This window comes from Klebsiella sp. K5-306 (assembly GCF_051835185.1).
Lineage (GTDB): Bacteria > Pseudomonadota > Gammaproteobacteria > Enterobacterales > Enterobacteriaceae > Klebsiella > Klebsiella oxytoca.
Genome location: NZ_JAIFJY010000016.1, coordinates 1 through 26386 on the forward strand (window position 1 = coordinate 1; position 26386 = coordinate 26386).

The following is a 26386-nucleotide window of genomic DNA, read 5'->3' on the forward strand; positions in this document are numbered from 1 at the left end:
TGAATATGGAAAGAGTTCTTACCCAGATCGATACCAATAAGCGCAATGTTTTCCATGATGGTTCTCCGAATGAAAGCCTGTCCTCAGCATAGTACTGGGAAGGAGGGAGTGACCATCTCATTAAATATTATGTCTGACAACTCCACCTTTTCTTCGGTTCTGACGAGCCGGGAGCGTACCGCTGTACCTGCAAAATCCCTGAGTTTCATTGAAGGCGTGTCGATGATCGTCGGCACCAATATCGGCGCTGGGGTGCTATCCATCGCCTATGCCTCCAGCAAAGCGGGCTTTCTGCCGCTGCTGTTTTGGCTGATTGTGGTCGGTAGTCTGACGACCATTACCATGCTCTACGTAGCGGAGTCGACGCTGCGCACGCGCAAGCATCTGCAGCTTAGCGGCCTGTCGCAGCGCTACGTTGGCCGCTTTGGCGCGCTGATGATGTTCCTCTCTGTTTGCGTCAACAGCGTCGGCGCGCTGACGGCCTATATGACCGGCAGCGGTAAATTATTGCATTCGTTATTCGGTATCTCGCCGGCTCTCGGCAGCGCGCTGTTTTTTATTCCGGCGGCCGGGGTACTTTATCTTGGCCTGAAGGCGATTGGCCGGGGCGAGAAATTTATCAGTATCGGCATGGTCGTCATGATAACCATACTTGTCGCCGCGACGTTGCTGAAAGAGACCGCCAGCGTCGGCTATTTGCTGGATGGTAACTGGCTGTATATGGTGCCGGTATTTAACGTTGTCGCGTTCTGCTTCTCCGCGCAGTATATCGTGCCGGAAATGGCGCGCGGTTTCGCTGATAAACCGGAGAAACTGCCGAAGGCCATTATGGTGGGAATGTTATTAACCTTTTGCCTGCTGGCGCTGGTCCCGCTCTCGGTGATTGCATTAAGCGGGCTGGATAATATTTCTGATGTGGCGACCATTTCCTGGGGACGTGCGCTCGGCGAGTGGGCCTTCTTCTCGGCAAACCTTTTTGCGCTCTGCGCGATGCTGACCTCCTATTGGGGGCTGGGCGGCAGCTTCCTGACCAATATCTTCGATCAGTTTCGCCTTGGCAACGACGAGCAGCCGTTGAAACGCTTTAAGGTGCTGTTAGTGGTCGCCGTACCGCCTTTCATTCTGGCCTACAGTGGGATGGTATCCTTCGTGAATGCGCTCTATTTTGCCGGGGTATTTAGCGGGGTGATTTTATCTATCATGCCGATCCTGATCCTTAAAGGCTCGCGCAGGCAGGGTGATAACAATCCCGGTTGGACCTGCCCGGCGCTGATTACGCATCCTTTAATCCAGATCTTCATCGTATTGCTCTATCTTTGCAGCGCCGCCTACGCCATTGCTTCCGCCTTTGGCTACCTGCCTGCGGGCTGGTAGTACCGTCGCTCATGCCACCGCGTTCGGTTTATTCCGGCGCGGGTTTTTATTTGTCACTTATCTGTTACATACTCCGCAATTTTATCGTTTCCAATTCTCCTGAATGACGGTATGTTTAGCATAGTGTGCTGCAAAAGCGCAGGCGGCAGACCCTAATCTAACTATCATATGCTTTACTTATGTGTCTAATTAGAATAATGCGCTAATAAACAACATCACAACAAATGCAAAAACCATAATAATGGGGAGCCTCAGGATGAATATGAAGGGTAAAGCGTTACTGGCAGGATGTATTGCCTTAATCATGAGCGGTGCGGCAATGGCCGAGGATATCAAAGTGGCCGTTGTTGGCGCGATGTCCGGTCCGGTAGCGCAGTACGGCGACCAGGAGTTCACTGGCGCAGAGCAGGCTATTGCGGATATCAACGCTAAAGGCGGTATCAAAGGCAATAAGCTGCAGATGGTAAAGTACGATGACGCCTGTGACCCGAAACAAGCGGTTGCCGTCGCCAACAAAGTGATTAACGACGGTATCAAATACGTTATCGGCCACCTGTGCTCTTCTTCCACCCAGCCGGCGTCTGATATCTATGAAGATGAAGGCGTGCTGATGATCACCCCGGCGGCCACCGCGCCGGAGCTGACAGCTCGCGGCTATCACCTGATTCTGCGCACTACCGGCCTGGACTCCGACCAGGGGCCAACCGCCGCCAAATATATTCTGGAAAGCGTGAAACCACAGCGTATCGCGATTGTTCACGATAAGCAGCAGTACGGCGAAGGCCTGGCCCGTGCTGTACAGGATAATCTGAAGAAGGGTGGCGCCAACGTGGTGTTCTTTGATGGCATCACCGCCGGCGAGAAAGACTTCTCCACCCTGGTGGCGCGCCTGAAAAAAGAGAATATCGACTTCGTTTACTACGGCGGCTATCACCCGGAGATGGGGCAGATCCTGCGTCAGTCTCGCGCCGCTGGCCTGAAAACGCAGTTTATGGGGCCGGAAGGTGTCGCCAACGTGTCGCTGTCTAATATCGCGGGCGCTTCTGCGGAAGGTATGCTGGTCACCAAGCCGAAAAACTACGACCAGGTTCCGGCGAACAAACCGATTGTGGATGCGATCAAGGCGAAGAAACAGGATCCGAGCGGCGCGTTCGTGTGGACCACCTATGCCGCGCTGCAGTCGCTGGAAGCGGGCCTGAATCAGTCTGACGATCCGGCTGAAATCGCGAAATACCTGAAAGGGGCAACGGTTGAGACCGTGATGGGGCCGCTCTCCTGGAACGAGAAGGGCGACCTGAAAGGCTTCGAATTCGGTGTGTTTACCTGGCATGCCAATGGCACAGCGACCGACGCCAAATAATTTAACCTGCGCCTTTCGCGCCGCAGAGGTGTTGGCTGCGCGCTTCAACCCCGGTCACTTACTGATGTAAGCTCCCGGGGATTTCAGCGCTTGCCGCCTTTCTGCAGCGCGAAATTCTTGGTTAAATGAAAGGGGCCTTTCGCGCCGCAGAGGCGTTGGCTGCACGCTTCAACCCCGGTCACTTACCGATGTAAGCTCCCGGGGATTTCAGCGCTTGCCGCCTTTCTGCAGCGCGAAATTCTTGGTTAAATGAAAGGGGCCCTTCACGCCGCAGAGGCGTTGGCTGCGCCCCTCAACCCCGGTCACTTACTGATGTAAGCTCCCGGGGATTTCAGCGCTTGCCGCCTTTCTGCAGCGCGAAATTCTTGGTTAAATGAAAGGGGCCCTTCCCGCCGCAGAGGCGTTGTCTGCGCCCCTCAACCCCGGTCACTTACCGATGTAAGCTCCAGGTGATTTCGGGTCTTGACGCCTTTCTGCAACGCGAAATGCTGGGTTAAATCAGTTGATCCTTGCCTCTTCGCATAGGCGAGGAGAAAGGTAAAAGCAAAAAGGCAACGTAAGTTGCTTTTTTAGTCGGTAGCCCGGGTAAGGCGTTCGGCCGCAATCCGGGAATGTTCAGCCTTCTTTCGCCGATTTACTGATTTTTTACCCAACCGCCCGTTTGCGCGCTAAAGCCCAGCGCCTGCATAAACGCCGCCATCACGCCGCGGTCTTCCACGCCGGCATCCGCAATCCGCCAACTGGTGATTTCTGGATTATCCTTTAGCGCTTCTTCCACTAAATATTGCCCGACGCCGCGACGGCGGGTCACTTCACGCACGCACAGCGCGCTGAGTTCGCCCTCAACGCCATTCAGCGTAATACGTACCGCTCCCAGCAGACGCTCGTTGAAGCGGGCGGCGTAAATACGATGGCTCTCATCTATCGCCAGTGCCGCGAGATCCTGCGACGGCCAGATTTTCCCTAAGTCGATACGATCCTGATCGCTGAAGTGTTGTAAACGAATAATGGTCAATTTCATGCTCGGTGAGTCCAGTTAAAACGGATGCGTCAGTGTATCCAAATTCCCCGCCAGGCGGAGCGCCGTTTTTTGCCTGGTCATCAGGGGATTCGTTTTCCTGGAAGGAACAGGGTAGAGCAATTCATCATGGATCGAAAAATAAGCAGAATTTTAACCTGATATATAGCGTTTTATTCCGCCTTATGTATCGTTATTTTATGCTGTTTGCTGGACTTTTTTTGTTTATCTTCCCGTAAATACAGAATATTATCTTTGCTTAATCGCCTGAAAAATAGAGAATTTACTCTGGATTCAGGCAAAAAACCTCGCTAAACCATTAAAGATAATGGTAAAAGTAGCGTTGTTTAATAAAAGCACAGAATGCTTTTTAACCATAAAAATACAAAATATTTACACCACATCACGAACGGGGTTCTGCAGCATGAAAAGGAACGCGAAAACGGTTATCGCGGGGTTAGTCGCACTGGCGATGTCCCAGACGGCTTTTGCCAAAGATATTAAGGTCGCCGTTGTTGGCGCGATGTCTGGCCCGGTAGCCCAGTGGGGCGATATGGAATTTAACGGCGCGCGCCAGGCAATCAAAGACATTAACGCTCAGGGCGGCATTAAGGGCGATAAGCTGGTCGGCGTAGAGTACGATGACGCCTGTGACCCGAAACAGGCCGTGGCGGTGGCGAACAAAATCGTCAATGACGGCATCCAGTATGTTATCGGCCATCTCTGCTCTTCTTCCACTCAGCCCGCATCCGATATCTACGAAGATGAAGGTATTCTGATGATCTCCCCGGGAGCGACTAACCCGGAGCTGACTCAGCGCGGTTATCAGTACATCATGCGTACTGCGGGTCTGGACTCCTCGCAGGGGCCGACCGCCGCTAAATACATCATGGAAACCGTCAAACCGCAGCGTATTGCTATCATTCATGATAAACAGCAGTACGGTGAAGGCTTAGCGCGCTCTGTTCAGGAGAGCCTGAAAAAAGGCGGCGCGAATATCGTCTTCTTCGACGGCATCACCGCTGGCGAAAAAGACTTCTCCGCGCTGCTGGCGCGCCTGAAAAAAGAGAATATCGACTTCGTTTACTACGGCGGCTACTACCCGGAAATGGGTCAGATGCTGCGCCAGGCGCGTTCCGTAGGGCTGAAAACCGTGTTTATGGGCCCGGAAGGCGTGGGTAACGCGTCGCTGTCCAATATCGCGGGCGATGCGGCGGAAGGCATGCTGGTCACGATGCCAAAACGCTATGACCAGGACCCGGCTAACAGCGCTATCGTTGACGCGCTCAAAGCGGAGAAGAAGGACCCGAGCGGTCCGTATGTCTGGATCACCTACGCCGCGGTACAGTCACTGGCGCAGGCGATGGACCGGGCCGGAAGCCAGGAGCCGCTGGATTTAATCAAAGATCTGAAAGCTCACGGCGCGAAAACCGTGATTGGGCCGCTGAATTGGGACGAAAAAGGCGATTTGAAGGGATTTGAGTTTGGTGTCTTCCAGTGGCACGCGGATGGGTCATCCACCCTCGCGAAATAAGCCATAAGACAAGTTATCCCACCGCCCGTGCAAAGCGGGCGGGTTGAAAAAGGTTACCTTATGTCCGAGCAGTTTCTCTATTTTTTGCAGCAGATGTTTAACGGCGTCACGCTGGGAAGCACCTATGCGCTGATTGCCATCGGCTATACCATGGTGTACGGCATTATCGGCATGATCAACTTCGCCCACGGCGAGGTGTATATGATTGGCAGCTACGTCTCCTTCATGATCATTGCCGCCCTGATGATGATGGGTATTGATACCAGCTGGCTGCTGGTTGCTGCCGGATTCGTCGGCGCTATCGTGATTGCCAGCGCCTACGGCTGGAGTATCGAGCGCGTGGCCTACCGGCCGGTGCGCAGCTCAAAACGCCTGATTGCGCTGATCTCCGCCATCGGGATGTCGATCTTCTTGCAAAACTACGTCAGCCTGACGGAAGGCTCGCGCGATGTTGCGCTGCCAAGCCTGTTTAACGGCCAGTGGACGGTGGGCAGTAGCGACAACTTCTCCGCGACCATTACCACCATGCAACTGGTGATCTGGGTGGTGACGTTTATCGCCATGCTGGCGCTGACGCTGTTTATTCGCTATTCCCGCATGGGGCGCGCCTGCCGCGCCTGCGCTGAAGATCTAAAAATGGCCAGCCTGCTCGGGATTAACACCGACCGCGTGATTGCGCTGACCTTTGTGATCGGCGCGGCAATGGCGGCGGTTGCCGGCGTTCTGCTCGGACAGTTTTACGGCGTTATCAACCCCTACATCGGCTTTATGGCCGGGATGAAGGCCTTCACCGCTGCGGTTCTGGGCGGCATCGGCAGCATTCCTGGCGCGATGATCGGCGGGCTGATCCTCGGTATTGCCGAAGCGCTCTCTTCTGCCTATCTCAGCACGGAATATAAAGACGTGGTCTCCTTCGCGCTGCTGATCCTGGTTCTGCTGGTGATGCCTACCGGCATCCTGGGCCGTCCGGAGGTAGAAAAAGTATGAAACCGATGCATTTTGCGATGGCGCTGCTGTCGGCAGTTATGTTCTTTATCCTGGCGGGCGTCTTTATGGGCGTGCAGCTGGAGCTTGACGGCACGAAGCTGGTGGTGGATACCGCCGCCGATATCCGCTGGCAGTGGATCTTTATCGGAACCGCAGTAGTTTTCTTCTTCCAGCTGCTGCGTCCCATTTTTCAGAAAACCATGAAGAACGTCTCCGGGCCGAAGTTTATTCTGCCGGCTATCGACGGTTCGACGGTAAAACAGAAGCTATTCCTGATCGCCCTGCTGGTTATCGCCGTGGCGTGGCCGTTTATGGTGTCGCGCGGGACGGTGGATATCGCCACGCTGACGATGATCTATATCATCCTCGGCCTGGGTCTTAACGTGGTGGTAGGACTTTCCGGCCTGTTGGTGCTGGGCTACGGCGGTTTTTATGCCATCGGCGCCTATACCTTTGCGCTGCTGAACCACTATTACGGCCTGGGCTTCTGGACCTGCCTGCCGCTGGCGGGGCTGGTTTCGGCGGCGGCGGGCTTCCTGCTTGGCTTCCCGGTCCTGCGTCTGCGCGGCGACTATCTGGCGATTGTCACGCTCGGCTTCGGCGAAATCGTGCGCATCCTGCTGCTTAACAACACCGAAATAACCGGCGGCCCGAACGGCATTAGCCAGATCCCAAAACCGACGCTCTTCGGCCTTGAATTTAGCCGCAGCGCCCGTGAAGGCGGCTGGGATACGTTCAGCAACTTCTTTGGCGTGAAGTACGACCCCTCCGATCGCGTCATTTTTCTCTACCTGGTCGCTCTGCTGCTGGTGGTGTTAAGTCTGTTCGTGATTAACCGTCTGCTGCGTATGCCGCTGGGCCGCGCGTGGGAAGCGCTGCGCGAAGATGAAATCGCCTGTCGCTCGCTGGGCCTCAGCCCGACGCGCATCAAGCTGACCGCTTTTACCATCAGCGCCGCGTTTGCCGGTTTTGCCGGAACGCTGTTCGCCGCCCGTCAGGGCTTCGTCAGCCCGGAATCCTTCACCTTCGCCGAGTCGGCCTTTGTGCTGGCGATTGTGGTTCTCGGCGGTATGGGCTCTCAGTTTGCGGTGATCCTGGCGGCGGTTCTGCTGGTGGTCTCGCGCGAGCTGATGCGTGATTTCAATGAGTACAGCATGCTGATGCTGGGCGCGCTGATGGTACTGATGATGATCTGGCGTCCGCAGGGGCTTCTGCCGATGACGCGTCCGCAGCTGAAGCTGAAAAACGGTCAGGCAAAAGGAGAGCAGGCATGAGTCAGCCATTATTATCCGTAAACGGTCTGATGATGCGTTTCGGCGGTCTGCTGGCGGTTAACAACGTGTCGCTGGAGCTGCGCGAGCGGGAAATTGTCTCGCTTATCGGCCCGAACGGCGCGGGCAAAACCACCGTTTTTAACTGTCTGACCGGTTTCTACAAGCCCACTGGCGGCACTATTATGCTGCGTGACCAGCATCTGGAAGGGCTGCCGGGCCAGCAGATTGCCCGCATGGGCGTAGTGCGAACGTTCCAGCACGTGCGTCTGTTCCGCGAAATGACGGTGATTGAAAACCTGCTGGTGGCACAGCATCAGCAGCTGAAAACCGGGGTTTTCTCCGGCCTGCTGAAGACGCCATCCTTCCGCCGCGCCCAGAGCGAAGCGCTCGATCGCGCCGCGACCTGGCTTGAGCGTATTGGCCTGCTCGAACACGCCAACCGCCAGGCCAGTAACCTGGCCTACGGCGACCAGCGCCGTCTGGAGATCGCCCGCTGCATGGTGACCCAGCCGGAAATCCTGATGCTGGATGAGCCCGCCGCGGGGCTAAACCCGAAAGAGACCAAAGAGCTGGATGAGTTGATCGTCGAGCTGCGCAGCCATCACAACACCACCATCCTGCTGATTGAGCACGATATGAAGCTGGTGATGGGCATTTCCGACCGTATTTACGTGGTAAACCAGGGCACGCCGCTGGCCAACGGTACGCCGGAAGCGATCCGCAACAACCCGGACGTGATCCGCGCCTATTTAGGTGAAGCATAATGGTGGTGACGCATAAGATGGAAAAAGTGATGTTATCTTTTGACAACGTCAGCGCGCATTACGGCAAAATCCAGGCGCTGCACAACGTCAGTCTGCATATCAATCAGGGAGAAATTGTCACCCTGATTGGTGCCAACGGTGCGGGGAAAACCACGCTGCTGGGTACCCTGTGCGGTGACCCGCGCGCCTCCAGCGGCCGCGTGGTTTTCGACGGTAAAGATATTACCGACTGGCAGACGGCGAAAATCATGCGCGAAGCGGTGGCGATCGTGCCGGAAGGGCGCCGGGTCTTCTCGCGGATGACGGTGGAAGAGAACCTGGCGATGGGCGGTTTTTTTGCCGATCGCGACCAGTTTCAGACCCGTATTAAATGGGTGTATGAGCTGTTTCCGCGCCTGCATGAGCGCCGGGTTCAGCGGGCGGGCACCATGTCCGGCGGCGAGCAGCAGATGCTGGCCATCGGGCGCGCGCTGATGAGCCAGCCGCGCCTGCTGCTGCTGGATGAGCCTTCGCTCGGCCTGGCGCCGATTATCATTCAGCAAATCTTCGATACCATCGAACAGCTGCGCGAGCAGGGGATGACTATCTTCCTCGTCGAGCAGAACGCCAACCAGGCGCTGAAGCTGGCCGACCGCGGCTACGTGCTGGAAAACGGTCACGTGGTGCTGGAGGATACCGGCGACGCGCTGCTGGCGAATGAAGCGGTACGCAGCGCCTATCTGGGCGGGTAGTGAAGACAAAACGCCCGGCATCTGCCGGGCGTTTTACTTGACTCCTACAGCTCCAGAGAGCGTTTCCACAGCATAAAATCATACTGTTCGAGCGCATCCGCTTTGGTGCGCCAGGTTCCGCTGGCGGTAGCGATGATTTTCTCAAACAGGCCGTCGGCGATGTCCGCCAGCGGCGTGCCTTCGATAATCGGCCCGCAGTCATAATCGATAATATCCGGCATCTTTTTTGCGAGCGCGGTGTTGGTTGAAACTTTGAGAACCGGAACGATAGGGTTCCCCGTCGGCGTACCCAACCCGGTTGAGAAGATCACCACGTTGCACCCCGCCGCGACCAGGCCCGTTACCGCGTCCACATCGTTGCCCGGCGTGCAGACCAGCGAAAGGCCGCTTTCTCCCATCGGTTCGGCATAGTCGCATACCGCGCTAACCGGCGCTCTGCCGCCTTTTTTCGCCGCGCCGGCGGATTTTATCGCGTCAGTGATCAGCCCATCGGCAATGTTTCCCGGGCTGGGGTTATCGGCGATGGTGGTGCCGAAGAAGTTCGCGACATGCTCATAGTTTTTCATCAGCGACAAAAACTTCTCTTTCAGCTCCCGGGTCGCGCAGCGCTGAACGATATCCCCTTCCGCGCCGCACAGCTCGGGGAATTCCGCCAGCCCCGATGCGCCGCCGAGGGCGACGAGACGATCTGACACTTCGCCCATCGCCGGGTTTGCGCTGATCCCCGAGAACCCGTCAGAAGCGCCGCACTTCACGCCGATTTTGAGGTGGGAGAGCGGGACGTCCTGCCGCTCGGCGACGGGGGCTTCGCGGATCGCGTTATAAGTTTCGGTTAACGCATCCTGCATCATTTTCTCTTCGCTACTCCAGTCCTGCTGCCTGAAGTAAATAATCGGTTTGCTGAAGTTCGGGTTGCGCTTCGCCAGCGCGGCGTTGAAATCAACAATTCGCGCTTTTTCACAGCCGAGGGCGAAGACCGTCACGCCAAGAACGTTAGGATGATCGGAATAGGCGGCCAGCACGTCGCACATCGTCATGCTGTCCGAGGTGGCGCCGCCGCAGCCGGAATTAACGGTAATACAGCGAATACCGTCAAGATGCGGAAAGGGCAGATGTCGGGTATCGTTTAAAGCCCCTGCCGATGTCACCTGGCGAGCAAAATTTTTCAGGCCGTTATTGGCGTAGCCAAGGGCGTCGTTTAGCGCATCGGTGACGCGCTGAACGTTGCGGTTTTCACAGAATACCAGCGGAATGACCAGCCAGTAGTTTGCGGTGGCGACCCGGCCATCTTCACGCACGATTCCCTTAAACGTCCGCTGCTGCCAGGCGGAAATATCCGGCTGCTGCCAGTCATAGGGGGCGACATCGTCAAGCGTAACCGGGGCCGCGTAGTGTTTGATATTCTCCGTTGTGATGGCTTCGCCCCGGGTGATGGGGCGCGTCGCTTTACCGACCGGTACGCCGTACAGCGAAACGATATCGCCGGGCGCAATATCCTCGGTGGCAAATTTATGTTTGGCTTTGACATCGCTACGCAGAACGTAGGCCTCATCGTTCCAGTGAACCCGCTGTTCTTTGCGTAAGTCCTGCAGCGCAACGATTAAGTTATCAGTAGGGTCAATCTTTAAGATGGTCTGCATGTTATTTATCCTTTGTTATAAGCGCATCAGGACTTAGTGATGGGTAACCGCAACGCCGTTTGTCGCTTTTCTGCCGGCAAGAGCGGCAATCAGCAGCGCACAGCAGACGGTAATCAGCGACAGTGCGACCAGGCCCGCCGAATCATTGCCGAAGAAGGTATCGACCTCAACGCGAATGAGCGGCGCCAGGAAGCTACAAAACGCGCCCATGGTGGTGCAAAAGCCGATACTGGCGGCCAGCGCCGAGCCTGACACAATCTGCGCCGGGAAAGTCCAGAAAATGGGTTGCACGGAGAGAAAGCCGATGGCCGACAGCGAGAGCGCGGCAATGGCGAGCACCGGGCCGGACCAGGCAGAAACAAACAGCCCCAGCGCCGCAGCCAGCATGCAGATGACCGAAATCAGTACCCGGCGAGCCGGCATTTTGTCCGCCAGACGCGGAATGTAATAGACGCCGACGGCGGAGCAGGCCCACGGAATGGCGGCGACCAGCGACTCTTTAAAGCCGAGCGTGGAACCCATTAGCGAGGCGACTTGCGAAGGCAGGAAGAACATCAGTCCGTACACGCTGATCTGGATGGTGCCGTAGATCAGCGCCAGGTGCCAGACTTTAAGGCTTTTCAGCGCGGTACCAACGCTGCTGGTTTCCGTCTGCCGCTGCTCCTGCTGTAGCTGGGCAATCAGCGCCTTTTTCTCTTCTTCGTTCAGGAAGCGCGCTTTGGCTGGCGTATCGTCGAGCCAGAACCAGGCGAAGATCCCCATGATGACCGCCGGAATGCCTTCAATAAAGAACATCCAGAACCAGCCGGGTTTACCGAGGAAACCGTGCATTTCCAGCAGCGCGCCGGAGATGGGCGAGCCTAAGGTCAGCGCCAGCGGCACGCCGAGTACGAAGATACCGACGACGGATGCGCGAACTTTATTGGGAAAGTAGATGGAGGCCAGCAGCAGAATACCGGGATAAAAACCGGCTTCGCCTAATCCCAGTAAAAAACGCAGAACAATAAACTGGGTTTCCGTCTGCACCAGTCCGGTGAGGGCAGAGAGAACGCCCCACAGCGCAGTAGTGATGCTTAACCATTTCTGCGCGCCAATTTTATTCAGGATCAGGTTTGCGGGAATGCCAAATAGCGCATAGGCGGCGAAAAAGATCCCTGCCCCGAGGGCGAAGGCGGAATTGGAGAGCCCAATATCCACCTGCATCGCCTCTTTAGCGAATCCCACGTTCACCCTGTCGATAAAGGCGATGAAGTACAAAATAAACATCAGTGGCACCAGGCGCTTCCATGATTTCGTAATCGCGGAATTGAGGGCCGGATTGTCGTAAGCTGTGATGGTTTTCATAATACCTCCGCGTGGGGGTCAGGCATTAATTTCAATACCAGCACGGGAAAGTATCCGCAAAATACTTTCGGTCTGGCCGGTTGTGAGTGAGCTAAACGGTGGCGTGCAGCGGTCGGACTGAATAATTCCGCGCAGCTGTAGCGCTTTTTTAAATGTTGGAATGAACGGATCGTTAACCGCGTAAATATCCATTAACCCATCCACTTTTTGCTGATACCGCGAAATTTGCTGCAAATCGTTATCGTTAAATGCCAGCATCCAGTCGCGGAATATTTCAGGGCAAATATTGGATAACCCGCCGATACATCCATCGCCCCCCGCCAGGACATTGTGCGCGAAGTTATTGTCATAACCGGCATAGACTTCAAAATACGGTAGTTCAGATTTTACCTGGCGAATCACCTGCGACGTGTGATTGGTGTCCGGAATGGTGTCTTTAAGACCGACAATGTTTGGGAACTCTCTGGCAAGTCGTAAACAGACCTCTGGCGAGACGCAATAGCCGGTACGTTCCGGGAAGTTATAAATAAATATTTTGGCGGCGGTGCGGCGAGCTATCTGGCTATAAAATGTATAAATGCCTTCATCAGTCAGGCGGAAGTACCACGGGCTGATAATCATGACGCCATCCAGTCCGCACTCATCTGCATAGTTAGCCAGCTCTACGCACTCGTCAATATCCATGCGGCTGGTACCCGCATAGGCCTTTATTCCCTCGCGCGGGAACTCTGCCGTCATTTGAATTACCTGACGGGATGTTTTCATATCCAGCGAGAAAAACTCCCCGGTACTGCCCATGACGACAAATCCCGATACGCTGCTTTTAATGAAATCATACAGGCGAAAGTTGCCTTCAGGATCCAGCCTGCCCTGCTCATCAAAAACCGTTATTGCCGGGGTGATGTAATGACTTTGCATATTAAACCTCTTTGTTGTTCGTATATACAAAAAGCGTTTGTATTTGCGATTAAACATAAGTAAACACGCCATCGACGTGAAGTCAAATGGCGCCAAAGTCGTGCGGGTAATTGATTAAGTCAATGAATAGATGGGGAATTATGCAGAATAGTCGGGCGCCACGGTGGATCATTAAATATCGGTATTGTGTGGGTAATCACAATTCCGAAGGCGCCGTTAGCAAATAAATCAGTAATTTTTAATATCAGGCAGCTTATTCAGCACGCTTTCGATACGACCCTTGGCCTCTTTTAGCGCACGAATCACCTGCTGCGTTTTTTCATCGCTGGCGCGGAAAGAGGGCAATGAGACGCTGATCGCCGCCAGAATAATGCCTTTCTGCTGCAGGGGGACGGCGAAGCAGATGGTATCGTCGTTGATTTCCCGATCGTCCATGGCATAACCGTTGGCGGCAACCATATCCAGCTGCTGACGAAGCTGGGCCATATTCGTTACGCTGCGGGCGGTAACGGAAGGAAAACCCTGCGGATAGAGCTCCAGAATCTCTTCGTCGCGGTGCTTATGCAGCAGCGCCTTGCCCAGGGCGGAGCAGATTGCCGGCAGGCGCGTCCCTACCTTAGAGACCAGCTGCACGGTTTGATCGCCCTGGACTTTATCAACATACAGTACCCAGGCGTCATCCAGAATGCCGAGCTGGCAAACTTCGTTGCATTCAGTGACCACCGCGTGCATTTCGCTATTGATCGTTTTCAGCCAGAACTCTTTTTCGACGGTGGCACTGGCCAGAACCGCGCAGGAGATCCCCAGAGTGTAAATCCCGTTGCGATCGTCGTGACTGATATATTTGCGATACTGCAGTGATTTGAGGATCGGGAAAATGGTTCCCTTGGAAATATCCGTTTTGAGCGATAGCTCGGAAAGCGTCATTCCATCCGCGTTGGCTAAGGTTTCCAGAATGAGCAAAACGCGCTCGGTAGGTTTATGAAGCGTCTTCATATTTTTCCTTTTGACGGCTCGCCGTAGAGTGCTCTTTAACGCACTCTATTTAACTACAGATCCCCGTTTATCTGTAGTCTGCGCCGCCTCTCTTTTTCCCTTGCCATTTCCCTGCCACTTTTTTTTCACCGTTTCATCATGTTTTTGCCAATTTATTGTAATATTTTTGTAATGCAATAGTTATTTTTCTGTCATTCGAGCATGTCATGTTACCCCCGCGAACATAAAACGCGTGAAATCGCGCATCCGGAACAACAAGAGAGATAACCGATGATATCGTTACGACATACAGCTTTAGGACTGGCGCTCAGCCTGGCATTTGCCGGACAAGCCCTGGCGGTAACCACTATCCCGTTCTGGCACTCGATGGAAGGGGAGTTGGGGAAAGAAGTTGATTCACTGGCGCAACGTTTTAATGCAGCCAACCCGGACTATAAAATTGTCCCGGTGTATAAAGGCAACTATGAGCAGAGCCTGAGCGCAGGCATCGCCGCCTTCCGTACCGGCAACGCGCCGGCGCTATTACAGGTTTATGAAGTCGGCACCGCGACGATGATGGCCTCAAAGGCGATTAAGCCGGTTTATCAGGTGTTCAGCGATGCGGGCATTCAGTTTGACGAAACGCAGTTCGTTCCCACCGTTTCCGGTTATTACACTGATTCGAAAACCGGACACCTGCTCTCTCAACCGTTTAACAGCTCCACGCCGGTGTTGTACTACAACAAAGACGCCTTTAAAAAAGCCGGGTTAGATCCGGAACAGCCGCCGAAAACCTGGCAGGATCTGGCGGCGTATACCGCGAAGCTGAAGGCTGCCGGGATGAAATGCGGCTACGCCAGCGGCTGGCAGGGCTGGATCCAGATTGAAAACTTCAGCGCCTGGCACGGCCTGCCGGTGGCCACCAAAAACAACGGCTTCGACGGTACCGACGCGGTGCTGGAGTTCAACAAGCCGGAGCAGGTCAAGCATATCGCCCTGCTCGAAGAACTGAACAAGAAAGGCGACTTCAGCTACTTCGGGCGTAAAGACGAATCCACCGAGAAGTTCTATAACGGCGACTGCGCCATTACCACCGCCTCCTCCGGCTCGCTGGCGGATATTCGTCAGTACGCGAAGTTCAACTATGGCGTAGGGATGATGCCGTACGACGCCGACGTGAAAGGCGCGCCGCAAAACGCCATTATCGGCGGGGCCAGCCTGTGGGTGATGCAGGGGAAAGACAAAGAAACCTATACCGGGGTCGCCAGATTTCTCGATTTCCTGACTAAACCGGAAAACGCGGCCGAATGGCACCAGAAAACTGGCTATCTGCCGATTACCACCGCTGCTTATAACCTGACCCGCGAGCAGGGTTTCTATGATAAGAATCCGGGTGCGGATATTGCGACGCGTCAGATGCTGAATAAGCCGCCGCTGCCGTTCACCAAAGGGCTGCGTCTGGGCAATATGCCGCAGATCCGCACCATCGTGGATGAAGAGCTGGAAAGCGTGTGGACCGGTAAGAAAACGCCCCAGCAGGCGCTTGACGCCGCGGTTGAGCGCGGTAATCAGCTGCTGCGCCGTTTCGAACAGTCAACGAAGTCGTAATCTTTTAGCCCGTCCCTCATCCTCACCCTCTCCCGAAAGCGGAGAGGGACCGTTCGGCGCACTCCTCTTCCTTGCCTTTTGGGAGAGGGCCGGGGTGAGGGGAAAACAACGCAGAGTTTAACTATGTCATCATCCCGTCCGGTGTTTAAATCCCGCTGGCTGCCCTATGTGCTGGTCGCGCCGCAGCTGGTTATCACCGTCGTATTCTTTATCTGGCCCGCTGGCGAAGCGCTGTGGTATTCGCTGCAGAGCGTCGATCCTTTTGGGCTCTCCAGCCAGTTTGTCGGCCTGGACAACTTTTTAGCCCTGTTCCACGATCCGTATTACCTGGACTCCTTCTGGACCACCATTAAGTTCAGTACGATGGTTACCGTCAGCGGTCTGCTGATCTCGCTGTTTTTCGCCGCACTGGTCGATTATGTGGTGCGCGGCAGCCGCTTCTATCAAACGCTGATGCTCCTGCCCTATGCCGTTGCGCCCGCGGTGGCGGCGGTGCTGTGGATCTTCTTATTCAACCCTGGACGCGGGCTGATTACCCATCTTCTCGGCGAAATGGGCTATGACTGGAACCACGCACAGAATAGCGGTCAGGCGATGTTCCTCGTGGTTTTCGCCTCGGTCTGGAAGCAGATTAGTTACAACTTCCTGTTCTTCTTTGCTGCGCTGCAATCGATTCCCCGCTCGCTGGTTGAAGCCGCCGCGATTGACGGCGCCGGGCCGGTTCGCCGCTTCTTCAGGCTGGCGCTACCGCTGATCGCCCCGGTGAGTTTCTTCCTGCTGGTAGTGAATCTGGTGTACGCCTTCTTTGATACCTTTCCGGTTATCGATGCCGCAACCGGCGGCGGGCCGGTGCAGGCGACGACGACGCTGATTTATAAGATCTACCGTGAAGGTTTCGCGGGGCTCGACCTGTCCGCTTCCGCCGCCCAGTCGGTGGTGCTGATGTTCCTCGTCATTATTCTGACGGTGGTGCAATTCCGTTACGTTGAGAAAAAGGTGCGCTACCAATGATTGAAAACCGTCGCGGGCTGACGATTTTCAGCCACACGATGCTGATTTTAGGGATCGCGGTCATTCTGTTCCCGCTGTATGTCGCCTTTGTTGCGGCGACGCTGGACAGTAAAGCGGTCTTTGACACGCCGATGACGCTGATACCCGGCGGGCATCTTCTCGAAAACATGAAACTCATCTGGGTGAATGGCGTCGGGGCCAACAGCGCGCCGTTCTGGCTGATGATGCTCAACAGCTTCATCATGGCCTTCGGCATCACGGTGGGCAAAATTACGGTCTCGATGCTCTCCGCTTTCGCCATCGTCTGGTTTCGTTTTCCGCTGCGCAACCTGTTCTTCTGGATGATCTTCATCACGCTGATGCTGCCGGTTGAGGTGCGTATTTTCCCGACGGTGGAAGTGATCGCCAACCTGAAAATGCTCGACAGCTATGCCGGACTCACGCTGCCGCTGATGGCCTCGGCGACCGCGACCTTCCTGTTTCGCCAGTTCTTTATGACCCTGCCGGACGAGCTTATCGAGGCCGCACGTATCGACGGCGCATCGCCGATGCGCTTTTTCCGCGACATCGTCCTGCCGCTGTCGAAAACCAACCTGGCGGCGCTGTTCGTCATCACCTTTATTTACGGCTGGAACCAGTATTTGTGGCCGCTGCTGATTATTACCGACGTGAATCTCGGCACCGCGGTCGCGGGCATCAAAGGGATGATCGCCATCGGCCAGGGCACCACGCAGTGGAATCAGGTGATGGCGGCGATGCTGCTCACATTGATTCCTCCGGTAGTCATCGTTTTAGCCATGCAGCGCGCGTTTGTGCGTGGTTTAGTGGATAGTGAGAAATAAAATGGCAGGACTGAAGCTACAGGCAGTAACCAAAAGCTGGGATGGCAAAACCCAGGTGATCCAACCGCTGACGCTGGACGTTGCGGACGGCGAATTTATTGTGATGGTGGGCCCTTCGGGCTGCGGAAAATCAACCCTGCTGCGTATGGTGGCGGGTCTGGAGCGGGTTACCAGCGGCGATATCTGGATTGACCGCAAGCGTGTTACCGAAATGGAACCGAAAGATCGCGGCATCGCGATGGTGTTCCAGAACTACGCCCTCTATCCGCATATGAGCGTGGAAGAGAATATGGCGTGGGGCCTGAAAATTCGCGGTTTAGGTAAGGGATTAATTGCTGAACGCGTGCGGGAGGCTGCGCGCATTCTGGAGCTGGACGGCCTGCTGAAGCGCCGCCCGCGCGAACTCTCCGGCGGCCAGCGCCAACGCGTGGCGATGGGACGGGCTATCGTACGCGATCCGGCGGTATTCCTGTTTGATGAGCCGCTCTCCAACCTCGATGCTAAACTGCGCGTGCAGATGCGTCTTGAGCTGCAGCAGCTGCACCGACGGCTGAAAACCACCTCGCTGTACGTGACTCACGATCAGGTAGAGGCGATGACCCTCGCGCAGCGGGTAATGGTGATGAATAAAGGTATTGCCGAGCAGATTGGTACGCCGGTCGAAGTCTATGAAAAACCGGCCAGCCGCTTTGTGGCGAGCTTTATCGGCAGCCCGGCAATGAACCTGCTGGACGGTCGGGTCAGCGACGACGGAAGCCGCTTTGAGCTTGAGAGCGGGATGCTTTTACCCATTAACGGCGAGCATCGCCGCTATGCCGGGCGTAAGATGACGCTGGGTATCCGTCCGGAACATTTTGCTTTAAGCTCCCGGACGGAAGGGGGCGTACCGCTGGTGATGGATACGCTGGAAATTTTAGGCGCCGATAACCTTGCTCACGGGCGCTGGGGCGCGCAAAAGCTGGTGGTCCGGCTGCCGCACCAGCAGCGTCCGCAGGCGGGCAGCACTCTGTGGCTGCATCTGCCGCAGGAAAGTCTGCACCTTTTTGATAGTGAAACAGGACAACGCGCATGAGTCACTGGCCTTATCCCCATATCGTCGCCCACCGCGGCGGCGGTAAACTGGCCCCGGAAAACACCCTGGCGGCCATCGATACCGGCGCTCGTTATGGCCATACGATGATTGAATTTGACGCTAAGTTATCGAAAGACGGGCACATTTTTTTACTGCACGATGACAATCTTGAACGCACCAGCAACGGCTGGGGCGTGGCGGGCGAGCTGGCGTGGAACGATCTGCTAAAAGTGGATGCCGGCAGCTGGTACAGCGGCAAATTCAAAGGCGAGCCGCTGCCGCTGCTGAGCGAAGTGGCCGATCGCTGCCGTCAGCACGGCATGATGGCCAATATCGAAATTAAACCGACCACCGGCACCGGCCTGGTGACCGGTAAAGCGGTGGCGCTGGCGGCGCGTGAGCTGTGGCAGGGAATGACGCCGCCGCTGCTCTCATCGTTTGAAATCGATGCGCTGGAAGCGGCGCAGGAAGCGGCGCCCGAACTACCGCGTGGGCTACTGCTGGATGAGTGGCGCAACGACTGGCGCGAACTCACCGCGCGTCTTGGCTGCGTCTCTATTCATCTCAACCACAAGCTGCTGGATGAAGCGCGAGTGGCAAACCTGAAGGCTGCGGGCCTGCATATTCTCGTCTATACCGTTAATAAACCGCAGCGTGCCGCCGAACTGCTGCGTTGGGGCGTTGACTGTATCTGCACCGATGCGATTGATCTCATCGGCCCACGCTTTTCGGCATAACAGGCGGCAGGCGGCCTTACGGGGTCGTCTGGCGCTGCAGCATCCCACCGTTGTTGTTGGGTAGAGGCTGCTGCCGGTTCAGGTTGTTATTCTGCTGTACCCGCTGCCGATCGTTATTCAACTGCGTCTGAAGATGCTGCTGCTGCGTGCGCGACTGGCTCTGAATACCCTGCTTCAGATTGTTTTGCTGCTGCATTTGCTGGGTCTGCATCTGATTTTGCATCCGCTGCTGGCTGGGCACCACGTACCCCGGCTGATTGGGGTTATTGTCGATATTGATCGGCTGCGCCATGACGCTCAGCGGGACCAGCGCCGCCAGATATAACATTGCTTTCATTGTTCTCTCCTCACTTCGTGGGATCGCTTAAGTCTACTCCGTTTCCGGCGTAACAATGATCTTTTAGGACTTATCAGCCAGGCTTATACCCTAAATAATTCGAGTCGCAAGAAGGTGGCTCCCGATGAGCTTACTCAGGTAAGCGATGCGGGTGACGAGCGCGGACAGCGTAAGTGCGGCCTGAAGTATAACGGGTATCGACGGGGATAAAACACAATTCAGGAGTATGACAATGAGAAGAACAACGCTCTGGCGTCAGGTGGTCATCGCTGCGCTGCTGGCGGGCGGCAGTTTTACCGTCGCGGCAGATCCCGCCCCGCCTCCGGTCTCGTATGGTGTAGAGGAAGATGTTTTTCATCCGGTTCGCGCTCAGCAGGGGATGGTCGCCTCGGTGGATGCGCTGGCAACGAAGGTTGGCGTGGATATTTTACGTCAGGGCGGCAATGCGGTGGATGCTGCCGTGGCGGTGGGCTACGCGCTGGCGGTCACCCATCCGCAGGCCGGTAATATCGGCGGCGGCGGGTTTATGATGCTGCGAACCAAAGACGGTAATACCACGGCAATCGACTTCCGCGAGATGGCCCCTGAACAGGCCACCCGCGATATGTTTCTCGACGATCAGGGCAATCCGGACAGTAAGAAATCGCTGACCTCCCATCTGGCTTCCGGCATCCCGGGAACCGTGGCCGGCTTCTCCCTCGCGCTGGAGAAATACGGCACGATGCCGCTCAACAAAGTGATCCGTCCGGCAATTAAGCTGGCGGAAGAGGGCTTCACGGTCAACGATGCGCTGGCCGACGATCTGAAAACCTACGGCAGCGAAGTGATCCCCGACCATGCCAACAGCCGGGCTATCTTCTGGAAAAACGGCGAGCCGCTGAAAAAGGGCGATAAGCTGGTGCAAAAACAGCTGGGGAAAAGCCTGGAGCTGATTGCCGAGCTGGGGCCAGATGCCTTCTATAAAGGGGCGATCGCCGACCAGATTGCCGCGGAGATGAAGAATAACGGCGGACTAATCACCAAAGCGGATCTGGCGAATTACAACGCGGTTGAACGTACGCCGGTGAGCGGCGAGTATCGCGGCTATCAGGTGTTCTCCATGCCGCCCCCATCGTCCGGGGGCATTCATATCGTGCAGATCCTGAATATCCTCGAAAACTTCGATATGCATAAGTACGGCTTCGGCAGCGCCGACGCCATGCAGGTGATGGCCGAAGCTGAAAAGCACGCCTATGCCGACCGTTCGGAATACCTTGGCGATCCGGACTTCGTCAAGGTGCCGTGGCAGGCGCTGACCAGCAAAGCCTACGCTAAATCGATTGCCGGGCAGATTGATGTCAATAAGGCGAAGCCGTCGAGCCAGATTCGCCCCGGTAAGCTGGCCCCCTATGAAAGCAACCAGACTACCCATTTCTCGGTGGTGGATAAGGACGGTAACGCCGTTGCGGTGACCTATACGCTGAACACCACCTTTGGCACCGGCATCGTGGCGGGGAACTCAGGCATTCTGCTGAACAATCAGATGGATGATTTCTCAGCTAAACCCGGCGTGCCGAACGTCTACGGGCTGGTGGGCGGCGACGCTAACGCCGTCGAGGCGAAAAAACGTCCGCTGTCATCGATGTCGCCAACGATTGTGGTGAAAGATGGCAAAACCTGGCTGGTGACCGGTAGCCCGGGCGGCAGCCGCATCATCACCACGGTACTGCAGATGGTGGTGAACACCATCGACTTTGGGATGAACGTCGCGGAAGCCACCAACGCCCCGCGCTTCCACCATCAATGGCTGCCGGACGAACTGCGGGTAGAGAAGGGGTTTAGCCCGGATACGCTGAAGCTGCTGGAGAGCAAAGGGCAGAAAGTGGCGGTGAAAGAGGCGATGGGCAGCACCCAGAGTATTATGGTTGGCCCGGATGGCACGCTGTACGGCGCATCCGATCCGCGTTCGCCGGATGATTTAACCGCAGGGTATTAGGTTTACCCTCAACTAACCCTCTCCCTGCCGGGAGAGGGTTAGTTGAGCTTCACCCCTTCAGCCGCGCCATAAAGTAGGCATCGACATATTCGCCGTTGCGCAGGGCATACTTTCTCCCCGTCCCTTCAATTTCAAAGCCTAATTTCTGATATACCGCAACCGCGGGAGCGTTATCCACAAACACCGTCAACTCAATACGGTCAACGCGGAGCCAGTTGTCGCACATGTCGATCATGGTGCGAATCAGCTCACTGGCAACGCCGCGATTGTGCCATCGTGAATCCACGCAAATGCCGAAATCGGCGACGTGGCTCCGGCGCGGGCGCTGGATAACCTCAATGGCGAGGTGTCCCACGACCTGGTCATCTATGCTGGCGACCAGCTGTTTGACGCCCGGTCGGTCGGTTAGTCGCTCGTGCCACATATGGCTGGAAGGATGAGGAACCTGTAGCGTATTGCGATATACCTCCGGCTGAGCATGGATCTGACGGATTGCGTCGTAATCTTTGGCTTCGGCATGGCGTATCACTATGTCGCTCATTCTTCATTTTCCTTGATGGGTTAATCGTCCTTCTAAACATCACTGACTTTAAAAGAGGGATCAACGACTATTTTTTGCAAAAAGAGGTGGACAAGTGCGAATGAGAATGATTATTATTGCTTTGCGTTCAGGGAGACCCTTGCGGAAAGCCTGAAAGCACGACATTGCTCACATTGCTTCCAGTATTACTTTAGCCAGCCGGGTGCTGGCTTTTTTTTTTGCTTTTTTTCAGCCTGCGCCCGGATGTGGGTTACTGCGCCGCTTCGGCAGTATGCGCTTCCGCTCTCTCTTTCGTTTCTACCGCGGTATCTGTGATGAATCCCACCACGTTGTTCTTTTCCGCGACCGGCGGCAGCACTTCTGCCTGGCCGGAAAACACGCCGCCCTTTTTAATGGCCAGCGTACGGTAGGCCAGCGTTCCGGTGACGTTACCGTTTTTATCGATTTCAATGGTATCGCTACTGCACTGGCCGATGACGCAGCCGTCAATAACCAGTTCGCGGCAGGTAATGTTTCCCTCCAGCAGGCCGCCGGTCATGATCTTAATTTGGTTCTCTTTCGCGTCGATATCGCCGCTCACCGTGCCGTAGATATCGACATTACCCGCCGCAATAATGTTTCCTTCAAAGCGCATGCCGCTGGCGATGACCGTGGTATCCGGCTTCCTGGCCGCAGAGGTGACTTTGTCGTTGACCGGCGCGGGTACGCTGGCTGGCTGTGGCGTAACGTCGATAGTTTTATTCTTTTTAAACATATGGTTAACCCGATGGTATTGAAAATGAAAAACGAAGGATGACAGGGAGAAAGAACCAGATAACAAGGCCATGTACGTGGATTCGAAGCACCATGCCAGCAGGCCAAGCAGCCAGAAGAGAAGAGCGCTATTTATGGCTAAATACTTGCTTTCCATGCGAATGAGATGGCTACTCCTTAGTCATCGTGGGTTGGAAAAGAGAAGGACGATGTGGCTTACTAACCGCCAGCGCGCTGGATAAAAAATGTTCTCTTCCTGAGGGTTTCTCTTATCCAGAAATTAGTCTGCGGGGTCAATCATTTTGAACGGTAAATTTAACATTTCAGAATATACCCCTTTGAATGTAGGGTTTAAGTTCGCTGCTGGCTTGCGCTATGGTTAATAGCAGCGATATTAACTAAGGACAGCGTTATGACTTTACACTGCGCATTTATTGGATTCGGCAAAAGTACCACCCGCTACCATCTTCCCTATGTTTTGCACCGAAAAGACAGCTGGCATGTGGCGCATATCTTCCGCCGCAGCGCCAGGCCGGAGGAGCAGGCGCCGCAGTATTCGCACATCCACTTCACCAGCGATCTCGATGAAGTGCTTAACGACCCGCAGGTCAAGCTGGTGATCGTGTGTACCCACGCGGACAGCCATTTTGACTATGCCAAACGGGCGCTGGAGGCGGGTAAAAATGTGCTGGTCGAAAAGCCTTTTACGCCGACACTGGACGAGGCGAAGACGCTATTCGCGCTGGCGAAAAGCAAAGGGCTGACGGTCACTCCGTACCAGAACCGCCGCTTTGACTCCTGCTTTCTGACCACGAAGAAAGTCATTGAGAGCGGCAAACTGGGGGAGCTCGTCGAGATTGAAAACCATTTCGATAACTATCGCCCGATAGATGGTGGAAAGCCTGGCCTGCCGCAGGATGGGACGTTCTATGGTCTGGGGGTCCATACCATGGACCAAATTATTGCTCTGTTTGGCCGCCCGGATCATGTGTCTTACGACATTCGTAGCCTGCGCAACCAGGCCAACCCGGACGATACTTTTGAGGCCCAGCTGTTCTACGGCAATCTGAAAGCGATTGTTAAATCCAGCCATCTGGTGAAGCTGCCCTACCCAAAATTCATCGTCCATGGTCATAAAGGGTCATTTATTAAATACGGTATCGACCAGCAGGAGACCAGCCTGAAGGCGAATATCATGCCCGGTGAGCCAGGATTCGGCGCGGACGATACGTTGGGCCTGCTGGAGTACGTCAATGAAGCAGGGGAAACCGTACGGGAAGAGGTTCCGCTTGAAACCGGCGACTATGGCCGCGTCTATGATTCGCTGTATGAAACCCTCGTTAACGGCCAGCCTAATTTCGTCAAGGAATCTGAGGTTCTCACGAATATCGAGATCCTTGAACGCGGCTTTGAGCAGCCGTCTCCCGCCACTATAACCCTTGCAGGATAAGCAACTCCGGCTCCTCTGTGCTTGTTCATATTTTTTGAACAGAGGAGTCAATTTTCACCCTCTATGATCGCCAGGGGATTGGGTCCACACTTATCCCATCGAAAACATATGGGGGTGCAACATGATCTACTTACGCAAAGCTAACGAACGCGGCCACGCTAACCACGGCTGGCTGGATTCCTGGCATACTTTCTCTTTCGCGAACTATTACGATCCTAACTTTATGGGCTTCTCGGCGCTGCGGGTTATCAACGATGACGTGATCGACGCAGGCCAGGGCTTCGGTACCCATCCGCATAAAGATATGGAAATTCTGACCTACGTGCTGGAAGGGGCCGTGGAGCATCAGGACAGCATGGGTAACAAAGAGCAGGTTCCGGCGGGTGAGTTTCAGATCATGAGCGCGGGTACCGGTATTCGTCACTCTGAGTACAACCCAAGCGCCACGGAAAAACTGCATCTGTACCAGATCTGGATTATGCCGGAAAAAAATGGCATCACTCCGCGCTACGAACAGCGCCGCTTTGACGCCGTTCAGGGCAAACAGCTGGTGCTGTCGCCGGATGCTCGCGAAGGCTCGCTGAAAGTGTACCAGGATATGGAACTGTACCGCTGGGCCCTGCTGAAAGATGAGCAGTCGGTGCATCAGATTGCCGCCGAACGCCGGGTGTGGATCCAGGTGGTGAAAGGTGAAGTCACCATCAACGGAACGAAGGCCACCACCAGCGATGGCCTGGCCATTTGGGACGAGCAGGCGATTTCCGTGCATGCTGACGGCGATAGCGAGATACTGCTGTTCGATCTGCCGCCAGTCTGATACGCGTCATCCTTCAAGCCGCATTTTTGTTGGCTCTCCTCACTCACCCCGGTCGCGTACCCCTTGTACGCTTCCGGGGGTTCGTTGCGTTGCCGCCTCAATGCAACTTGAATGATTTTGCGTATCCACTCTAAATTAATCTGTTAGCCCTCTTTTCTCCGGGAAGGTTGGGCTTTGTCCGTGATAAACTGAGAAAATGTCTCCCGTTTATCACAGTCAGGACGATGAAAAAGAAAAGACCCGTACTTCAGGATGTAGCCGATCTTGTCGGCGTGACCAAAATGACGGTCAGTCGCTATTTACGTAACCCGGAACAGGTTTCCGAAGCGCTGCGTGGCAAGATTGCCGTTGCTCTCGATGAACTGGGTTATATTCCTAATCGCGCCCCTGATATCCTCTCTAATGCGACCAGCCGCGCCATTGGCGTGCTGCTGCCCTCGTTAACTAACCAGGTCTTCTCGGAAGTGCTGCGCGGTATTGAAAGCGTAACCGACTCTTTCGGCTATCAGACTATGCTGGCGCACTACGGCTATAAGCCGGAAATGGAAGAAAAACGCCTGGAATCGATGCTCTCCTGGAATATTGACGGCCTGATCCTTACCGAACGGACCCATACGCCGCGAACCCTGAAGATGATTGAAGTCGCGGGTATCCCGGTTGTGGAGCTGATGGACAGTCAGTCGCCGTGCCTCGATATCGCCGTCGGCTTTGATAACTTTGAAGCGGCCAGACAGATGACCGCGGCGATTATCAATCATGGTCACCGTCACGTTGCCTATCTTGGCGCACGTCTTGATGAACGTACTATCATCAAACAGAAGGGGTATGAGCAAGCGATGCTTGATGCCGGTATGACGCCCTACAGCGTGATGGTTGAGCAGTCTTCTTCTTATTCATCGGGAATTGAGCTAATGCGCCAGGCGCGTCGCGAATATCCGCAGCTTGACGGCATTTTCTGTACCAACGATGACCTTGCGGTCGGCGCAGCGTTTGAGTGCCAGCGGCTGGGGCTTAAAATCCCTGACGATATGGCGATTGCCGGTTTCCACGGCCACGATATTGGTCAGGTGATGGAGCCGCGTCTGGCCAGCGTGCTGACGCCGCGTGAGCGTATGGGGCGGATTGGCGCTGAACGTCTGCTGGCGCGGATACGCGGTGAAGCGGTGACGCCTAAGATGTTAGATTTAGGTTTCACATTGTCACCGGGCGGATCTATTTAAACTGACAAATTTGAAGTAGATCACACATATTCACATCTGGCACGAATGGTTATTGCTTCTCCACTACTCCGGCATGACAATGTTACCGATAACAGTTACCCGTA

General features: G+C 55.3%; 24 protein-coding genes. 16 read left to right on the top strand and 8 right to left on the bottom strand.

The window, feature by feature from the left end:
• Window positions 1-129: 129 nt before the first annotated feature.
• A complete protein-coding gene (locus tag K2184_RS21675; protein WP_163525841.1) occupies window positions 130-1374 on the top strand; it encodes an aromatic amino acid transport family protein in 1245 nt (414 codons plus the stop codon).
• A gap of 256 nt (window positions 1375-1630) precedes the next feature.
• The gene (locus K2184_RS21680) at window positions 1631-2734 is read left to right on the top strand and encodes a branched-chain amino acid ABC transporter substrate-binding protein (RefSeq protein WP_016807580.1); all 1104 of its coding nucleotides are present in this window, start codon (window positions 1631-1633) and stop codon (window positions 2732-2734) included.
• 634 nt (window positions 2735-3368) lie between these two features.
• Here the strand turns inward: K2184_RS21680 and panM are convergent.
• Window positions 3369-3755: an aspartate 1-decarboxylase autocleavage activator PanM gene (gene panM / locus K2184_RS21685; protein ID WP_004116081.1), complete on the bottom strand. Its 387-nt coding sequence runs from the start codon at window positions 3753-3755 to the stop codon at window positions 3369-3371.
• A 421-nt stretch (window positions 3756-4176) separates the two neighbouring features.
• Here panM and livK point away from each other — a divergent pair, with 421 nt between their 5' ends.
• The 5 genes from livK to livF are packed head-to-tail and all read left to right on the top strand — an operon-like array spanning window position 4177 to window position 9042.
• Window positions 4177-5286 carry a high-affinity branched-chain amino acid ABC transporter substrate-binding protein LivK gene (livK, locus tag K2184_RS21690; protein WP_023321723.1) on the top strand — a complete coding sequence of 370 codons (1110 nt, stop codon included), beginning with the start codon at window positions 4177-4179 and terminating at the stop codon, window positions 5284-5286.
• Between the two features lie 60 nt (window positions 5287-5346).
• Entirely contained in the window at window positions 5347-6273 is a 927-nt protein-coding gene (gene livH / locus K2184_RS21695; protein ID WP_004106541.1) for a high-affinity branched-chain amino acid ABC transporter permease LivH, read from the top strand.
• Window positions 6270-7547 carry a branched chain amino acid ABC transporter permease LivM gene (gene livM / locus K2184_RS21700; RefSeq protein ID WP_004106539.1) on the top strand — a complete coding sequence of 426 codons (1278 nt, stop codon included), beginning with the start codon at window positions 6270-6272 and terminating at the stop codon, window positions 7545-7547. Before livH ends, livM begins: the two co-directional genes overlap by 4 nt.
• Window positions 7544-8311, top strand: coding sequence for a high-affinity branched-chain amino acid ABC transporter ATP-binding protein LivG (gene livG / locus K2184_RS21705; RefSeq protein WP_004106537.1), 768 nt, complete (start codon window positions 7544-7546; stop codon window positions 8309-8311). Before livM ends, livG begins: the two co-directional genes overlap by 4 nt.
• 17 nt (window positions 8312-8328) lie before the next feature.
• On the top strand, window positions 8329-9042 hold the full coding sequence (gene livF / locus K2184_RS21710; protein ID WP_004126158.1) for a high-affinity branched-chain amino acid ABC transporter ATP-binding protein LivF: 714 nt from the start codon (window positions 8329-8331) through the stop codon (window positions 9040-9042).
• A 44-nt stretch (window positions 9043-9086) separates the two neighbouring features.
• Here the strand turns inward: livF and K2184_RS21715 are convergent, their stop codons facing one another.
• The 4 genes from K2184_RS21715 to K2184_RS21730 form a co-directional block, all read right to left on the bottom strand.
• Entirely contained in the window at window positions 9087-10682 is a 1596-nt protein-coding gene (locus K2184_RS21715; RefSeq protein ID WP_004116062.1) for a UxaA family hydrolase, read from the bottom strand.
• A gap of 33 nt (window positions 10683-10715) precedes the next feature.
• Window positions 10716-12026: an MFS transporter gene (locus K2184_RS21720; protein ID WP_004116060.1), complete on the bottom strand. Its 1311-nt coding sequence runs from the start codon at window positions 12024-12026 to the stop codon at window positions 10716-10718.
• 18 nt (window positions 12027-12044) lie between these two features.
• A complete protein-coding gene (locus K2184_RS21725) occupies window positions 12045-12944 on the bottom strand; it encodes a dihydrodipicolinate synthase family protein (protein WP_049593672.1) in 900 nt (299 codons plus the stop codon).
• Window positions 12945-13172: 228 nt separating this feature from the next.
• The gene (locus K2184_RS21730; RefSeq protein ID WP_004106526.1) at window positions 13173-13940 is read right to left on the bottom strand and encodes an IclR family transcriptional regulator; all 768 of its coding nucleotides are present in this window, start codon (window positions 13938-13940) and stop codon (window positions 13173-13175) included.
• A 270-nt stretch (window positions 13941-14210) separates the two neighbouring features.
• On the opposite strand from K2184_RS21730, the gene ugpB reads away from it, so the two are divergent.
• From ugpB to ugpQ, 5 genes are all read left to right on the top strand, one after another.
• On the top strand, window positions 14211-15527 hold the full coding sequence (gene ugpB, locus K2184_RS21735) for a sn-glycerol-3-phosphate ABC transporter substrate-binding protein UgpB (RefSeq protein ID WP_004106515.1): 1317 nt from the start codon (window positions 14211-14213) through the stop codon (window positions 15525-15527).
• A gap of 123 nt (window positions 15528-15650) precedes the next feature.
• Window positions 15651-16538, top strand: a complete 888-nt coding sequence (gene ugpA, locus K2184_RS21740; protein WP_004106512.1) for a sn-glycerol-3-phosphate ABC transporter permease UgpA — start codon at window positions 15651-15653, stop codon at window positions 16536-16538.
• Entirely contained in the window at window positions 16535-17380 is an 846-nt protein-coding gene (gene ugpE / locus K2184_RS21745; RefSeq protein WP_004106510.1) for a sn-glycerol-3-phosphate ABC transporter permease UgpE, read from the top strand. The genes ugpA and ugpE overlap by 4 nt, the downstream gene beginning before the upstream one ends.
• A 1-nt stretch (window position 17381) precedes the next feature.
• A complete protein-coding gene (locus K2184_RS21750) occupies window positions 17382-18452 on the top strand; it encodes a sn-glycerol-3-phosphate import ATP-binding protein UgpC (RefSeq protein ID WP_049593671.1) in 1071 nt (356 codons plus the stop codon).
• Window positions 18449-19189, top strand: a complete 741-nt coding sequence (gene ugpQ, locus K2184_RS21755) for a glycerophosphodiester phosphodiesterase (RefSeq protein WP_004106507.1) — start codon at window positions 18449-18451, stop codon at window positions 19187-19189. Before K2184_RS21750 ends, ugpQ begins: the two co-directional genes overlap by 4 nt.
• 16 nt (window positions 19190-19205) lie before the next feature.
• Here ugpQ and K2184_RS21760 read toward each other — a convergent pair whose 3' ends face one another.
• A complete protein-coding gene (locus K2184_RS21760; protein ID WP_004106506.1) occupies window positions 19206-19526 on the bottom strand; it encodes a DUF2756 family protein in 321 nt (106 codons plus the stop codon).
• A gap of 232 nt (window positions 19527-19758) precedes the next feature.
• Here K2184_RS21760 and ggt point away from each other — a divergent pair, with 232 nt between their 5' ends.
• On the top strand, window positions 19759-21501 hold the full coding sequence (ggt, locus tag K2184_RS21765; RefSeq protein ID WP_004106505.1) for a gamma-glutamyltransferase: 1743 nt from the start codon (window positions 19759-19761) through the stop codon (window positions 21499-21501).
• 49 nt (window positions 21502-21550) lie between these two features.
• Here the strand turns inward: ggt and yhhY are convergent, their stop codons facing one another.
• Entirely contained in the window at window positions 21551-22042 is a 492-nt protein-coding gene (yhhY, locus tag K2184_RS21770; protein ID WP_004106504.1) for an N-acetyltransferase, read from the bottom strand.
• Window positions 22043-22292: 250 nt separating this feature from the next.
• Complete coding sequence (locus tag K2184_RS21775; protein WP_004106503.1) at window positions 22293-22952, bottom strand: bactofilin family protein; 660 nt, start codon at window positions 22950-22952, stop codon at window positions 22293-22295.
• Between the two features lie 255 nt (window positions 22953-23207).
• Between K2184_RS21775 and K2184_RS21780 the strand changes: the two genes are divergently transcribed.
• The 3 genes from K2184_RS21780 (at window position 23208) to gntR (ending at window position 26282) form a co-directional block, all read left to right on the top strand.
• Complete coding sequence (locus K2184_RS21780) at window positions 23208-24245, top strand: oxidoreductase (protein WP_017145300.1); 1038 nt, start codon at window positions 23208-23210, stop codon at window positions 24243-24245.
• 121 nt (window positions 24246-24366) lie between these two features.
• Window positions 24367-25062: a quercetin 2,3-dioxygenase gene (gene yhhW, locus K2184_RS21785; RefSeq protein WP_004106500.1), complete on the top strand. Its 696-nt coding sequence runs from the start codon at window positions 24367-24369 to the stop codon at window positions 25060-25062.
• A 224-nt stretch (window positions 25063-25286) separates the two neighbouring features.
• Entirely contained in the window at window positions 25287-26282 is a 996-nt protein-coding gene (gene gntR, locus K2184_RS21790) for a gluconate operon transcriptional repressor GntR (protein ID WP_004106498.1), read from the top strand.
• Window positions 26283-26386: the final 104 nt, after the last annotated feature.

What these genes read in the sequence shown, in the direction of transcription:
- K2184_RS21675 (WP_163525841.1), top strand. Translation starts at nt 130, where the DNA reads ATGTCTGACAACTCCACCTTTTCTTCGGTTCTGACGAGCCGGGAGCGT.
- K2184_RS21680 (WP_016807580.1), top strand. Translation starts at nt 1,631, where the DNA reads ATGAATATGAAGGGTAAAGCGTTACTGGCAGGATGTATTGCCTTAATC.
- panM (WP_004116081.1), bottom strand. Translation starts at nt 3,755, where the DNA reads ATGAAATTGACCATTATTCGTTTACAACACTTCAGCGATCAGGATCGT.
- livK (WP_023321723.1), top strand. Translation starts at nt 4,177, where the DNA reads ATGAAAAGGAACGCGAAAACGGTTATCGCGGGGTTAGTCGCACTGGCG.
- livH (WP_004106541.1), top strand. Translation starts at nt 5,347, where the DNA reads ATGTCCGAGCAGTTTCTCTATTTTTTGCAGCAGATGTTTAACGGCGTC.
- livM (WP_004106539.1), top strand. Translation starts at nt 6,270, where the DNA reads ATGAAACCGATGCATTTTGCGATGGCGCTGCTGTCGGCAGTTATGTTC.
- livG (WP_004106537.1), top strand. Translation starts at nt 7,544, where the DNA reads ATGAGTCAGCCATTATTATCCGTAAACGGTCTGATGATGCGTTTCGGC.
- livF (WP_004126158.1), top strand. Translation starts at nt 8,329, where the DNA reads ATGGAAAAAGTGATGTTATCTTTTGACAACGTCAGCGCGCATTACGGC.
- K2184_RS21715 (WP_004116062.1), bottom strand. Translation starts at nt 10,682, where the DNA reads ATGCAGACCATCTTAAAGATTGACCCTACTGATAACTTAATCGTTGCG.
- K2184_RS21720 (WP_004116060.1), bottom strand. Translation starts at nt 12,026, where the DNA reads ATGAAAACCATCACAGCTTACGACAATCCGGCCCTCAATTCCGCGATT.
- K2184_RS21725 (WP_049593672.1), bottom strand. Translation starts at nt 12,944, where the DNA reads ATGCAAAGTCATTACATCACCCCGGCAATAACGGTTTTTGATGAGCAG.
- K2184_RS21730 (WP_004106526.1), bottom strand. Translation starts at nt 13,940, where the DNA reads ATGAAGACGCTTCATAAACCTACCGAGCGCGTTTTGCTCATTCTGGAA.
- ugpB (WP_004106515.1), top strand. Translation starts at nt 14,211, where the DNA reads ATGATATCGTTACGACATACAGCTTTAGGACTGGCGCTCAGCCTGGCA.
- ugpA (WP_004106512.1), top strand. Translation starts at nt 15,651, where the DNA reads ATGTCATCATCCCGTCCGGTGTTTAAATCCCGCTGGCTGCCCTATGTG.
- ugpE (WP_004106510.1), top strand. Translation starts at nt 16,535, where the DNA reads ATGATTGAAAACCGTCGCGGGCTGACGATTTTCAGCCACACGATGCTG.
- K2184_RS21750 (WP_049593671.1), top strand. Translation starts at nt 17,382, where the DNA reads ATGGCAGGACTGAAGCTACAGGCAGTAACCAAAAGCTGGGATGGCAAA.
- ugpQ (WP_004106507.1), top strand. Translation starts at nt 18,449, where the DNA reads ATGAGTCACTGGCCTTATCCCCATATCGTCGCCCACCGCGGCGGCGGT.
- K2184_RS21760 (WP_004106506.1), bottom strand. Translation starts at nt 19,526, where the DNA reads ATGAAAGCAATGTTATATCTGGCGGCGCTGGTCCCGCTGAGCGTCATG.
- ggt (WP_004106505.1), top strand. Translation starts at nt 19,759, where the DNA reads ATGAGAAGAACAACGCTCTGGCGTCAGGTGGTCATCGCTGCGCTGCTG.
- yhhY (WP_004106504.1), bottom strand. Translation starts at nt 22,042, where the DNA reads ATGAGCGACATAGTGATACGCCATGCCGAAGCCAAAGATTACGACGCA.
- K2184_RS21775 (WP_004106503.1), bottom strand. Translation starts at nt 22,952, where the DNA reads ATGGAAAGCAAGTATTTAGCCATAAATAGCGCTCTTCTCTTCTGGCTG.
- K2184_RS21780 (WP_017145300.1), top strand. Translation starts at nt 23,208, where the DNA reads ATGACTTTACACTGCGCATTTATTGGATTCGGCAAAAGTACCACCCGC.
- yhhW (WP_004106500.1), top strand. Translation starts at nt 24,367, where the DNA reads ATGATCTACTTACGCAAAGCTAACGAACGCGGCCACGCTAACCACGGC.
- gntR (WP_004106498.1), top strand. Translation starts at nt 25,287, where the DNA reads ATGAAAAAGAAAAGACCCGTACTTCAGGATGTAGCCGATCTTGTCGGC.